Raw genomic sequence first — 12633 nt, forward strand, 5'->3', positions numbered from 1 at the left:
ATCGGCAGCGCGTGCTCGGAACAGGGTTCTTCGTCACCGAGCGCCTGGTGGTGACGTGCTGGCACGTGCTCGACACGCTCGGCGACGCCGAGCGCGACGCCATCTGCCTGGAGGTCCTGCGGAGCCACGAGAAGGCCTCGGCGCGGCTGCGGCTCGACGCATCGAGCCCGACGGAGGTGGCGGACCTCGCTGTGCTGGAGCTGACGCGCCCGCTCCGAGGGCCCTCCACGCCGCTCCCCCTGGGCAGCGCGGAGCGGAGCGCGGACCATCGCTTCGCCACGTTCGGATTTCCACGGGGCTTCGATGACACGGGCACCTGGGCCCGCGGCACCATCGGCTACGCGACGGGGGACGGCGACTTCCGCAAGCTGCTGCTGCACGGCTCGGACATCCGGGAGGGCTTCAGCGGCAGTCCCCTCTTCGATGAGCAGACGCGGCGCGTGGTGGGCGTGGTGCGCTTCAAAGCCGCGGTTTCGGAGGCGCGGGAGGCGTATGCGACGCCCACGGAGCAGCTGCTCGCGCGCTGTCCGGCGCTGCGTGCTTCCGAGGACTGCCCCTACCGGGACCTGGCGTCGTTCCGAGAATCGGACGCCCGGTTCTGGAAGGGACGCGGGCGGGTGCTGGACGAACAGCTGCTGCCGCTGCTCGCGAAGCTGCCCCGGTTCGTGGAGGTCTCCGGCCCGTCGGGCAGTGGCAAGTCGTCGCTGCTCCACGCGGGGCTGATTCCCGCGCTGCGGAATGGAGCGTCCATTCCGGGCAGCCAGCACTGGGACGTCCGGGCCCTGCGCCCGGGCCTGGAGCCGTTCGCCGCGCTGGCTGGCGCGGGCCTGCCCGCTGGAGAGGAGTTGGTGGGGCGCGTCCAGGCGTGGCGGGCCGCGAATCCGGAGCCAGGGAAGCGGCTGGTGCTGGTCATCGATCAGCTGGAGGACGTGCTCCTTCGGGGAAGCAGCGCGGAGCTGGCGCGGCATCAACGCTTCCTCCAGCAGCTCTCCGCGCTCGCTGACGCGTCGTTGCCAGTGACGTGCGTGGTGGCGCTGCGCGAGGGGTTCGACGCGGTGCTGTCGGAGCGCGCGCCCAGGCTGCGCTCCTTGCTCGGTGAGCACCGGGTGCAGGTGCCGTCGGTGCTGACGCCCTCGGAGCTTCGGGAAATCATCTCCGGTCCGGCCCGGGAGGTGGGCCTGCGCTTCGACCCGCCCGAGGTGGTGGACTCCATCGCCCTGGCCGCGCAGGAGGAGTTCCGCGTGGAGTCCGGCGCGGGCGCACGCGTCACCGTGCTCCCGTTGCTGGAGGTCGCGCTGACGCAGCTATGGCAGGCGTCGCGGGATGGCGCGATGACCCTGGAGGCCTTCAACGCCAGCGCGGGGCTGCTCGGCGCACTGGCGCGCTGGGCGGACAGTGTCTACGAACCGCTGACGCCCTCGGAGCGCCGCCTGGCGGACCGGCTGCTGCTGGAGCTGGTGCAGTTGGGTGAGGCGGACAGCGGCCTGGAGGACAAGGGACGCCGGGTGCCGCTGGAGGTGCTGCGCGGGCGGCTGGGTGAGCAGGCCGAGGTGGACGCGGTGCTCCAGGTGCTCGTCAACGGGCGGCTCCTGGTGACAGCCCAGGATGGCCATCAGCAGCGAGAGACGGTGGAGCTGATTCACGACGCGCTCCTCACGCACTGGCAACGCTTCGTGAAGCTGCGCACCGAGGACCGGGCCTTCCGGCGCTGGCACGAAGCCGTGCAGGCCGACGCGGAGCGGTGGTGGGAAGCGGAGCGCGCCCGGCAGCGCCAGGAAGCCGAGCACCGGCTGCCGCGAGGCGAGGCGCTCACCCGCGCGCAGGCGATGCTCGCCCTCCATGCGCACCAGACGAGCGCGCTGGCCCAACGGTACGTCCTGCGCGGCCAGGAAGCAGCGCGGCGGCGGCAAGGACGGGCACGACGAAACCTGTGGCTCGCCCTGGGCGCCTCCGTCAGCGCCCTGCTGGGCGTGAGCGGGTTCTACTTCCGGGCGGTGGCATCCGAGAAACAGGCCGTGGAAGCGAAGGATGCCGCCGAGCTTGCCGTGGCCGCCGAGGCAGCGACCTCGAAACGGCTCTCCCAGCAACTGCGCATCTCCGAAGCCGACGCCGTGGTGAGCCTGTCGCGCAGCCCCGGGCGCGAGGTGGAGGCACTTACCCGGGCCATCCAGCTCGCGGGAAGCCCCCAGGAAGGCCTGGACGCGGCCCAGGATGAAGTGACGGAAGCGCTGACCGAGTCCATCATCGCGTTCCTCTACTCCGCGCCCTTGTCCACGGAGCTCGAGGCGCGCACCGTCGGCGCGTTCTCGCCGGACTCACGGCATCTCGTCACTCGCGGCATCGTGCTGTCTCCGTCCATGCGGTTCGTCAGCCGGCTCTGGGACGTCCGCACCGCCCGCCTGCTGCGCGAGTTCGAGTCCGTCGACCTGTGCCCGGAAGGCGCGCCGATGGAGTGCATGCGTTCGCTGCACGCCGACGTTTCAGGCGTGGACACCCACGCCTTTGGCTTCTCACCTGGAGATGGAACGCTCTGGCTGGGGAGCCGCCAGGGTGCCCTGTTGCGGTGGAACGCTTCGGGCTCCGTGCCCTCCCTCCCGGAAGCCCACCAGGGCCAGGTCACCGCCATCTCGTTCTCGGAGCGCGGCGACCGCGTGTTGTCCGCCGGCCTCGACCGCACGGTGAAGCTCTGGGACGCGAACACCGGCCAGAAGCTGCGCGAGCTGACCTTCCAGGAGCCCTGTACCCAAGCCGTGTTGTCGGGCGACGCGCGTTACGCCTGGGTGGGCGGTGAAGAGACGACGTGCCTCTACGACCTGACCTCCGAGGCGCGCCGTATCCGGTGCATCACCACGCATGACCCGGGCCCTTCGGTCGCCTTCTCCCCTTCGAGCAAGCTGGCGGTGCTCGGCGATCGGCGCGGAGACGTGAGCCTCCACTTGATAGACGTGCCCTCGGGCAGGGACTTGCGCACCCTGACGAAACTCGAAGGGCACGCGCTCATGCCGTCCTTCGACGACGAATGCAGCCTCTGGGCCTTCGACGACGTCTTCTCCGCGGCGCTCGCCGTTCGCCTCTGTGACAAAGCCCCCGGCGCAGCCCAGGGCCGCGCGGAGCTCCCGCGGAGGCGACCCCGATGGACGCCCAACCCGCTCTTCGGACGCATCTTCGAAAATGGACGCCGCGTCGCCGAGTTCGCCGATGCGCTCTCCGGCGCGCACCCCTACATCCGGTTTCCCCAGGCCACCCAGCGCTGGATGTTCCGCAAGGGGCCCCTGGACTATCGGGCGGAACGCGCCCTGGTCGCGCCGGATGGACGCTCGCTGCTCGTCCAGGCCGATCCCGGCCTGACGCGAATGAGCCTCGATATCACCACCTGGGACGAATACGTGCCGGGCGGCTTCGCCGTGTCCGGGGACCTGCGCTGGATGGTGGTGCGGGAGCCACAAAGCGGCCAGCTCTCGCTCGTCGACAGGCGGACGGCCACCACGGCGGTGCTGGGAGACTGTGACGTCACCGGCATGCATCCGCCGCTGGAGGGCGCCTTTTCACGCGACGGTCAGTTCCTCGCCGTCCGCTGTGGCGTGAAGGTCCAGTTCTGGGATGTGAACCACGCGGCGCGTGGACCGCGTTCTCAGCCGCCGCCCATCGAAGCAGGCATCCACCTGACCTCGCTTCCTGCCCACTGGCACTGGCAGCACGCCACCGAGCGCGCCGTGGCCTCGCCGCGCACTCGCGCTCACCTCCGGCGGGATGGGGCGACTGGCGAGGACGGATGCCAGACAACGAAGACGTTCTCACCAAGCGCCCGCGTCGAGTTCTCCCCAGACGGCAAGCACTTCGCCATCGAGGATTCCCGCGCCGTCTACCTGGGCTCCACCGAGGCCTGCCGGCTCACGCACGAAGCGCCCCTGGCCACATCGCCGATGACGTCACACGGCGCCTCGTTCTCCCCAAATGGCGAGCGCTTCGTCACCCTCTCCAACGTGCCCGAGTCCTCCGCCCTCTGGGAGAGCGCCACGGGGAAGCGGCTGGCACCGCTGCCTACGAGCCAGGGAACCGCCGTCACCGCGTTCTCACCGGACTCGAAGTACTTCGCGGTGGCCAACCACCCCGACGTCTACTGGATGGGGCAGGCCTACCTCTTCGACGCCACAAACGGACGGCGGCAGCCCCTGGCGGCCATCGACGGGAAGGTCAAGGCGCTCTCCTTCTCGCCAGATACCTCCCGGCTCATCGCGGTGACGGACAACGCCATCCACCTCTTCGACCCGAAGACGGGCGCGCTCGTGCGCAGAATCAACCTGAGCACGAATACCCAGGTGCGGGTCCATCACGCACAGGAGCGCTTCGGTATCTCGGACATGTCGGGCAGGCTCCATTTCTGGCGGACCGCCGATGGTCGACACGTGGCCGAGTTGCATCATGGCGGCCCCTCCGGATTGGAGATGACGGCCGATGCGGCAGGCACGCGCGTCGCGTCCTTCGACTCGGACGGCGCCTATCTCTTCTCCCTCCGGATGGATGACCTGCTGCGACAGGCCTGCACGCTCATGCGCGGACGGCGCGAGTACGCACCGGTCCAGCCCATCTGCGACACCTCCCTTCTCCCAGCGGCACCCCTGGCGGGCCGCCCGACGCCGTGAGGCACGACGTCTCCATGAGCGCCACCGCGCAAGGCCGTGAGCCGTTGCACCGGGCACGCCGCACCCTCCGCGACCTGTCGAAGGTCCGCGAGGCGCTGCGCCCCAAGGGCGTGGAGGCGCTCGTCGCCACGCACTTCCCACCGTCCTGGCGCGTGCCCACCTCCGTCGTCGGCCAGGTGACTGTCGACTCGTTGCGCGACGAACTTCGTGCCCTGCTCACGACGGGCGCCCAGGTCCTCGCGCGGCTGGAGCACTCAGGAGAGGACACACCGCTGTCCGTCACCGAGCGGACGGCGCTGGAGACGGTCGTCGCCTTCTTCGGGCGCCCTGCCCTCGCCATCCGGAACGGCAGCTTCGGTGCGCCGCCCGTGGGGTGGGAGGTGCTGGAGCAGCACCGCGAGGACATCGAGCGGACCATCGACGCCACCGGGCGCATCGAACTGGCCGGAAGCGGCATGCTCGGCACGGGCTTCCTGGTGACCGATGAGCTGGTGATGACCAACCGTCACGTCGCGCAGCACTTCTGTCGGCAGGCGACGGACAGGTGGGTGCTGCGGCTCGGCGTGGTGCCTCGGGTGGACTGGCTGGGTGAGCACCAACGCGATGCCCAGGCCACCTTCCCCATCCAGGGTGTCGCGGCGATTCACACCGTGCATGACCTGGCGCTGCTGCGCCTGGGCGCTCCCACGGGAGCGGTGCTGCGTCCCGCGCCGCTGCGGCTCGCCACCCAGGCACCGGACGCGGCGGACTCCCGCGCCTTGTACTGCGTGGGCTACCCGATGAAGGACCACGGCCGGACGCCGCCCGAGGTGCTGCTGCGCATCTTCGAGGACGCCTTCGGCGTGAAGCGGCTCCAGCCGGGAGAGCTGCTCTCGCTGGACGCGGCCCGGCAGCAGCTCTCCCATGACTGCTCCACGCTGGGAGGCAGCTCCGGCTCCCCCATCGTGGACCTGGAGACGCACGCCGTGCTCGGCCTGCACTTCGGAGGCACCGGGCAGGAGAATCACGCCGTCGCGCTGTGGCAACTGGCGGACGACCCGCTGCTGAGCCGCGCGGGCGTCCGCTTCGCCAGGCCGTGAGGAACCGCTACTGCGCCACCACGCCGCAGTCGCCCGTCATGTTCGTGGCCGGCTGTCCATTCACCGTGTTGCCGGTGAAGACGTTGTCATGGGTGATGACCAGCTCGCCGGTGTTCGAGCCGCGGTTGCAGGTGATGACGCCTCCGGCCCCACCCCGGTTGTTCACGAAGCGGTTGCCTCGCATGATGACGGTCCGGGAGCCACCGATGTCCTCCAACTGCACGGCCGCGCCGGGGCCCAGCGGGATGAAGTTGCCGTCGAACACGTTGCCCTCCAGCAGGTCATTGTCCGGCTGGAAGTAGTGGATGGCGGCGCCACCGCCCAGGTCGAAGATGCCCTGCGGGTTCGGCCACGTGAGGATGGGCCGGTCCCAGAGGTCGCTCGTCAGCGAGCCACCGAAGGCCTCCACGAAGTTGCCCCGGAACGTGTTGTTGCGCAGCACCGTGTTGCGCCCGTGGGTGATGCACACCGCCCCGCCGCCGGCCATCGAAGAGGTGCCGGGCTGCGCGAAGCGGTCGATTTCGCGGATGCGGTTGTTCTCGAAGACGGTGTTCTCCACCCGCGAGCCGTCGGTGAACATCAGGTCCAACGCGCCGCAGTTGGCGGAGGACTCGTTGTCACGGAACACCGAGTCCGTAATCGTCACCGGCCCCGGGTAGTAGACCCACAGCGCGCCACGCGTCCAATCGCGGTCGCTGTTGTACTGATTCTTGCGCACCTTCTCGAAAATCATGTGCTCGAACACCGGGTCGCCCGAGCCCACCGAATTGGCGCCGTAGAAGTTCATCCCCCACCAGCCACGGGGATTGGTGGACGTCAGCAGCACGGGCGCCTCCGCCGTTCCCTGGACCTGGATGGCGCCGTACACGCGGACCTCCACGCGGCCCGCCTGGTGGTTCATCACGTTGTCGGGGGCGTCCGAATCCACGTCCCGCTCCGTCACCTCCGGCTGGCCCCGGAAGTCCAGGATGACGCCAGGCCCCACCGTCAACACCTGGCCCTGGGGGATGGTGACGACCCCGTTCGCATCGCCCACCACCCGGTACGGCGAGCCCCCCACCGTGAGCCGCCCCGTCAACGTCCCCCTGACAATCGTGCCGCCATCCTCGGGGACCTCGATGTCCGGCCCCGCGTCCGGCGTGCCCGCGTCGGTGCCGCTGTCCGGCGTGCCCGCGTCGGTGCCGCTGTCCGGCGTGCCCGCGTCACCATCACCGCCCGCGTCCGCACCGCCGTCCGTCACGCCCGCGTCGCCTCCGGGAGCGGGCCTGTCCTCCGGCCCCGACGAACAGGCGACAAGCACCAGGACCACGGGAAGCGCGAACAGCGAACGCGAGCGGCGGAAGGCTTTCATGTCCCTTGGCGCTAACACGCGCTGCTCACGGCTCGCAAACCGGGGCCGGACGACCCGGGGACTCACCGCTGGGACGGGCGCGGGTGCCCTGTTACAAGCGCGCGCATGGCGAAAGACGTCCTCGTACTCTCATACTCGGGCTGTGGCACCTGCAAGAAGGCGCTGAAGTGGTTGCAGGAGCAAGGTGTGGCCCACCAGGTGCGCCCCATCGTCGACCTGCCGCCCACCGTGACGGAGCTGAAGCAGTGGATTGCCCGCAGCGGTGTCTCTGTCCGCAAGTGGCTCAACACCAGCGGCCAGAGCTACCGCGCGCTCGGCAAGGCGAAGGTGGATGCCGCCAGCGACGCGGAGCTGGTCGAGTGGCTGGCCGCGGACGGAAAGCTGGTGAAGCGTCCCGTGCTCGTCACCGGCGACGCCGTCCTGGTGGGCTTCAAGCCCGAGGTCTACGAGCAGCACTTCGCCTCGCGCGGCTGAGCCCCGCCAGCAAGGCAGGCAACCTGACGAGCCCGCGGCCCGCCGCCTCTCGCCGGCCGGGGCGTCGAGTGAAGACCTCATGTCTTCATGGAGACTGGCTCACGACGTCCGCTCGGCGAGATTCTCCTGGAACGGGGAGTGCTCAACCGCGCCCAGCTCCGGGTGGGACTGGTGCATCACCATGAGGTGCATGTCCCGCTCGGGCGGGCGCTGGTGCGAGAGGGGCTCTGCTCCGAAGCCGACGTGCTTCGCGGACTCTCCGAGCAGCTCGGCGTGGACGCGGTGGACCTGGAACGCAGCCCACCCGACGCCGGGCTGCGGCACCACATCCCCGCTCGCCTGGCGCGCCAGTACCAGGTCGTCCCGCTGCGCGTTGAAAAGGTGCTGCTGGACCAGGGCGAGCGGGAAGTGCTCCACGTCGCGCTGCCCGCCCCCGTGTCGCTGGAGGCCGTGGACGCCGTTCGCGCCGTGTCCGGCATGCCGCGCGTCGAAGCGCACATCGCCTCGGACGCGGCGCTGACCCGCGCGCTGGCCCACCTCTATGGCATCAAGCCGCCCGCCGAGCCGCCCGCGCCCCCCACGCTCGCGCCCGGGGGGCCCCTGCTGCTCTACGGCTGGCCGCCCGTCACGGCGGTGCTCATCTCCCGGCTGCTGTCGAGGCACGGCTTCCCGGCCCGCACCGCCACCCCCTTGGAGGTGCTCCACACCGGGCCAGAGGACGTCGTGCTCGCGCCCCTCCAGGCCATGGAGGGCCTGCTGGCCGGGGAGGTCCACATCGAGGGCGCCCTCATCGTCCACGGCAGCGATGACGAGAACTTTGAACGGGCCCGCGAGCTCGGCGCACGCGGCTTCCTGGCCAGCCCCCGGGACGAGGAGCTCCTGCTGCGCGCCGTCCGCCGGCTGAGGCCCCACCCGGGCGCTCCCGACCCGGTCCCACACTCGCACTGAGCCCTACTTCAGCGCCCGATGGGCCACCTTCGCGCGCGGAGTAGGACGAAGACTCACCTGGTTCGAGAAAAATCCAGGCCTCGATTCTCAAAAAATAAAGGGGCCAAGCAACTGGGGAATGGGATCACGGAAAATGGGTACAGATGGCGTCCTGCCGGGCGCCCTGGAATCTCGCCGGAGCCCTCATGTCCCCCCGCATTGGCAACCGTCCGCAGCCGCTCCCGCCGCCGCCCCCGCCGCCGCCGGCTCGCGACACCCGGCCCCCGGCCCAGGGCGGACGCAACGGCCCGCGCGTCGACACCCAGGCTTCCGCATCCGGTTCGGTGGAGCAGCCGCGGCACAGCGCGCTGAGCGGTCAGTCCAGCTTCACGGCCGGCGGTGCCCGCACCGACGTGAGCGGCACCGGCCCCGGTGGCATCGACACGCGCGCCCACGTCCAGGGCCCCACGTTCACCGCGGATGCGCAGGTGGACGCGGACATCGGCCTGTCCGGCATCGACGTGAGCATCGACATCGACATCGAGGCCAACCTCATCGAGGCGGGCGCCGGGGCTTCCAAGACGGTCGAGTTCGAGATTGCCGGCGAGGAGTACTCCGTCGAGCTGGACCTGGAGGCGCTGGGCAGGATTGGCGCCGAGGGCAGCATCGAGCTGGACCTGCACGTGGGCACCGACGGCAACGTGTCCATCAACGCCGCGGCCTCCGGCTTCGCGGGTGCGCAGGCGAGCCTCACGGGCTCCATCGAGCTGAAGCACGAGGACAACACGCTCGCGTCCGGCAGCATCACCGCCAGCGCCAGCGCGGGTGTCAGCGGCGACGCGCACGCCAACATCGGCATCGACAACGGCAACCTGGAGTTCGACGTCGGCGTGGAGGCCACCGCGGGCCTGGGCCTGGGCGTGGAAATCGAGGGCTCCGTCAACCCCGGCAACGTGCTGAGGGCCGTGGGTGAGACGGCCGCCGCCGCCGGTGGCGAAGTGCTGGAGAACGTGGTCGACGGCGCCATCAACGCGGGCGGCGCGGTGGCCGACGCCGCGGGCGAGGTCTTCTCCAACGCGGCGGACGCCGTGACGGACTTCGCGGGCGACGTGGGCAACGGCATCAAGAATGCCTGGGAGTCGGTCTTCTAGAAGTACCCACCTGACGTCCCCACCGCTAGAATCGGTGCTCATGGCCGTCTCCAAACTGGCATCCTCCGCCGCGCGTCTCATGAAGCAGGGCCTGCTGAAGGAGGCGGCCCGTGAGTTCGAGCGCGCCCTTGAGCAGGACCCGAAGGATGCCAGCGCGCTGCTGGGGCTGGCCCGGTTGCGGCTGGCCCAGCACGACGAAACGGCGGCCCGCGAGGTGCTCCAGCGGCTGGTGGCGCTGCACCCCACCCACCCGGAGGCCCTGAGCCACCTGGCCCGGCTGGACGCGGAGAAGGGTGATGCGCGCCAGTTGGACCTGCTGGCCGCGCTCGCCGCGCAGCCCAAGGCGGGCTTCTTCGAGGTCATCAATCACGGCCGCGCCCTGCTGGGGCATGACCGGTACGCCGCCGCCATCCCGGCGCTGGAGCGCGCGCTGGCGCTGCAGCCCGGCAACGCCCAGACGCTGACGTACCTGGGCATGGCGCTCCAGGGTGACAAGCAACTGGACCGGGCGCTACGGCGCTATCAAGAAGCCGCGGAGGCCAGCAAGACGGAGCACCTGCCGCTCCAGCTCGCCGCGCGGGTGCAGCTCCTTCAAGGGCACGTGGGCGCGGCCATCGTCACGCTCCGGCAAGCCATCCTGCGCAGCCCCCGGGAGACGGCCCTCTTCCGGGAGTTCGCCTCACTGTGCTTGATGGCCGGCGCGCCCGAAGCGGCGATGCGCGCCGCCATCGAGCTGCGCCTCCAGCTCCCCGACAGCGCGGACGCCATCTACCTGCACGGCATCTCCGCCTTCGTGGCCGGCAAGGACGAGGAGGCGGACCGCATCCTCCGCGAGGCGCTGGCCAAGGCCCCGGAGTCCGTGCCCGTGCGCGTGGCGCTGGCCAAGGTGCGCCGCAAGCTGGGTGATGACGCGGAGGCCCAGAAGCTGCTGGAGGCCGCCGTGGCCTCGGACCCCTCCGAGGCCGGCGCCGCCAATGACCTGGCGGTGCTGCACCTGTCGCGCCCCAGTGGCGCCGCCGCCGCGCGCGCCGTGCTCACCGAGGCCTTGAAGCACCACCCGGATGACGCGGGCGTCCACCTCAACCTGGCGCTGGCCCTGGCCGACAGCGACAAGGCCCAGGCGCTCACGCACGCGCAGCGCGCCCAGGCGAGCACCCACCGCGACATCCGCGAGCAGGCCGAGCGGCTCGTCACCGCCCTGAGCCCGCGCTGACGCGGCCTTCGCCGCGCCGCTACCCCTGCTGGAGCAGGCCCAGCACGCCCAGCACCTCGGGGTACACCTTGTTGGCGAAGTAACGGCCGCCAGCGACGGTGAAGTGCACGCCGTCCGCCATGCGCAGGCGCATGGGCCTGCGGAAGCCATCCACCCGGGCCTGACGCAGCGCGCGCCCCTTCGCGTCGGTGAAGAAGGGGCGCGTGTCCAGGTGCACCGCGTCCTGCCGGGAGGAGATGACCTCTCGCTGGAGGGCGCGGATGATGCGCAGCTTCTGCTCGAAGCGCTTGAGCCCCGTGGTCGGCAGCTCCAGCCAGACAATCTTCCGGCCGGGCGAGGAGAGCACGGCCAGGAAGTCATTGATGCGCTCGCGGTAGGCGGCCTCCCACTCCGCCTGTCCCCAGCGGATGGCCTTGCCGCCCTGGGTGTCCTGGAGCGACTGCCCGTCGTTGCCCCCGAGGATGACGACGACGACGTCCGGCTGGTGCCGCTCCACCTCCTCGCGGCCCACGTCCATCCAGTCGAAGAAGTCCGGGCGCGCCAGTCCCGTGGAGGACTTGGCGCGGCGGGCCGACTGGATGCGCGGGTGCGCATCCAACTGGGCCTGAAGGTACTCCCCGAAGCCGGTGGCGATGAGGCTGTCCCCCAGCAGCAGCACCTTGTGCTTGCGCGCCACTTCGGGCGGCGGCGCAGGCAACGCCGGCGTCGCGGCGGGTGGCTCCGGTACCGCGGCGGGCAGCGGCACGGTAAAGGGCGGCACGGTGGAGGGCGACGGCGCCTGCACGGAAGCAGCGGGCGCGGGCATCGCGGAGACAACGAAGAGGGTGACGAGCAATCGCGTGAGGCGGTTCTGCATTGGCGCCCGAAAGGTAGCGAGCCCCGCGCCATCCGTACATCCCCCCTTTTCGGCTCGACCCGGCCCCGCACCGCCCCTGCCGGGCCGCGTCAGGCGGCGCTGGTCTCCACTTCGGGGTGCGCCGCCGCGTCCAGGGCCGCCAACCAGGGCCGCAGGAGCCCGGCGCACGCCTCCGGGTGCGTGAAGTAGGGCACATGCCCCGCGCCCCGCAGCAGGTGACGGGGCGTTCCCGGCGGTAGCGACGCGGCCAGGCGCTCCACCGTGGACGGAGGCACCAGCACGTCCCGCGTGCCCTGGATGCAGACGCAGGACACGGGCAGCCTGCGCAGCTCCGGCGGGGGCGCCTCGCCCCGGATGGCCAGGGCGCGATGCCACGTGGAGCTGCGCTCCAGCGCCGTGGTGGGGACGACCTCGGGCACCCGGGCGAAGGCCACCGGCGTCCAGGCCGCGAGCCCCGCCGCCACCGCGCCCGGCCGGGCCCACCGGGCAATGGGGCCCATCATCCCAATGGCGAGCCCGCGCACGCCCAGGTGCTCGGTGCGGGTGAATGCGCCCAGGAAGGCCACGCCTCGCGCCGCGCCGGCCGCCGCCAGGTGCGCGGCCACCATGCCCCCGAAGGAGCTGGCCACCACCGCGTCCACGTCCCCCACGGCCCGCAGCACCTGCCGCGCCAACGCGCCCGCGCCGCAGGCCGCCGCCTCGCCTTCGGGGTACTCCACCAGGATGGGACGGGCCCAGGGCAACAGTTGGTGGGCCAGCGCCTGGAAGCCGGAGCCACGCGCGCCCAGTCCGGGCAGCAGCAGCACCCGAGGCCCTCGCCCCCGCCCCCACTCCATCCACTGGACCTCTCGACGCATGCCACTCCTTCGCGGGACGCGGCGAGGAACACCGCCGGCGCGCCGGTTCTGCCCGGCCCGTCCGTCAGCATGCCCGGCGGGC

Annotated in this window: 9 protein-coding genes; 6 read left to right on the plus strand and 3 right to left on the minus strand. The window is 71.2% G+C overall.

What is annotated here, in order from left to right; all coding sequences use genetic code 11:
- The first annotated feature begins 11 nt into the window (after positions 1-11).
- Positions 12-4643 carry an nSTAND1 domain-containing NTPase gene (locus tag KGD87_RS16765; RefSeq protein WP_284668404.1) on the plus strand — a complete coding sequence of 1544 codons (4632 nt, stop codon included), beginning with the start codon at positions 12-14 and terminating at the stop codon, positions 4641-4643.
- Between the two features lie 14 nt (positions 4644-4657).
- Positions 4658-5722: a trypsin-like serine peptidase gene (locus tag KGD87_RS16770; RefSeq protein WP_284668405.1), complete on the plus strand. Its 1065-nt coding sequence runs from the start codon at positions 4658-4660 to the stop codon at positions 5720-5722.
- Positions 5723-5729: 7 nt separating this feature from the next.
- On the opposite strand, the gene KGD87_RS16775 is transcribed toward KGD87_RS16770, so the two are convergent.
- Positions 5730-7073, minus strand: coding sequence for a right-handed parallel beta-helix repeat-containing protein (locus KGD87_RS16775; RefSeq protein WP_284668406.1), 1344 nt, complete (start codon positions 7071-7073; stop codon positions 5730-5732).
- Between the two features lie 105 nt (positions 7074-7178).
- Here KGD87_RS16775 and KGD87_RS16780 point away from each other — a divergent pair, with 105 nt between their 5' ends.
- The 4 genes from KGD87_RS16780 to KGD87_RS16795 all read left to right on the plus strand — a co-directional run bounded on the left by KGD87_RS16780 (position 7179) and on the right by KGD87_RS16795 (position 10838).
- On the plus strand, positions 7179-7547 hold the full coding sequence (locus KGD87_RS16780; RefSeq protein ID WP_284668407.1) for an arsenate reductase family protein: 369 nt from the start codon (positions 7179-7181) through the stop codon (positions 7545-7547).
- A 138-nt stretch (positions 7548-7685) separates the two neighbouring features.
- Positions 7686-8495 carry a GspE/PulE/PilB domain-containing protein gene (locus tag KGD87_RS16785; RefSeq protein ID WP_284668408.1) on the plus strand — a complete coding sequence of 270 codons (810 nt, stop codon included), beginning with the start codon at positions 7686-7688 and terminating at the stop codon, positions 8493-8495.
- Between the two features lie 185 nt (positions 8496-8680).
- Positions 8681-9625 carry a Circumsporozoite protein gene (locus KGD87_RS16790; protein ID WP_284668409.1) on the plus strand — a complete coding sequence of 315 codons (945 nt, stop codon included), beginning with the start codon at positions 8681-8683 and terminating at the stop codon, positions 9623-9625.
- 40 nt (positions 9626-9665) lie between these two features.
- Positions 9666-10838 carry a tetratricopeptide repeat protein gene (locus KGD87_RS16795; protein WP_284668410.1) on the plus strand — a complete coding sequence of 391 codons (1173 nt, stop codon included), beginning with the start codon at positions 9666-9668 and terminating at the stop codon, positions 10836-10838.
- Positions 10839-10857: 19 nt separating this feature from the next.
- Here KGD87_RS16795 and KGD87_RS16800 read toward each other — a convergent pair whose 3' ends face one another.
- Both KGD87_RS16800 and KGD87_RS16805 read right to left on the minus strand, forming a co-directional pair.
- The gene (locus tag KGD87_RS16800; protein ID WP_284668411.1) at positions 10858-11694 is read right to left on the minus strand and encodes an SGNH/GDSL hydrolase family protein; all 837 of its coding nucleotides are present in this window, start codon (positions 11692-11694) and stop codon (positions 10858-10860) included.
- Positions 11695-11783: 89 nt separating this feature from the next.
- The gene (locus KGD87_RS16805) at positions 11784-12551 is read right to left on the minus strand and encodes an alpha/beta fold hydrolase (RefSeq protein ID WP_284668412.1); all 768 of its coding nucleotides are present in this window, start codon (positions 12549-12551) and stop codon (positions 11784-11786) included.
- Between the last annotated feature and the right edge of the window lie 82 nt (positions 12552-12633).

Source organism: Myxococcus sp. SDU36, assembly GCF_030168875.1.
Lineage (GTDB): Bacteria > Myxococcota > Myxococcia > Myxococcales > Myxococcaceae > Myxococcus > Myxococcus vastator.

Bases quoted from the DNA above. Each gene is read 5' to 3' on its own strand.
- KGD87_RS16795 (WP_284668410.1), top strand. From the start codon at position 9,666: ATGGCCGTCTCCAAACTGGCATCCTCCGCCGCGCGTCTCATGAAGCAG.
- KGD87_RS16805 (WP_284668412.1), bottom strand. From the start codon at position 12,551: ATGCGTCGAGAGGTCCAGTGGATGGAGTGGGGGCGGGGGCGAGGGCCT.
- KGD87_RS16770 (WP_284668405.1), top strand. From the start codon at position 4,658: ATGAGCGCCACCGCGCAAGGCCGTGAGCCGTTGCACCGGGCACGCCGC.
- KGD87_RS16790 (WP_284668409.1), top strand. From the start codon at position 8,681: ATGTCCCCCCGCATTGGCAACCGTCCGCAGCCGCTCCCGCCGCCGCCC.
- KGD87_RS16800 (WP_284668411.1), bottom strand. From the start codon at position 11,694: ATGCAGAACCGCCTCACGCGATTGCTCGTCACCCTCTTCGTTGTCTCC.
- KGD87_RS16780 (WP_284668407.1), top strand. From the start codon at position 7,179: ATGGCGAAAGACGTCCTCGTACTCTCATACTCGGGCTGTGGCACCTGC.
- KGD87_RS16775 (WP_284668406.1), bottom strand. From the start codon at position 7,073: ATGAAAGCCTTCCGCCGCTCGCGTTCGCTGTTCGCGCTTCCCGTGGTC.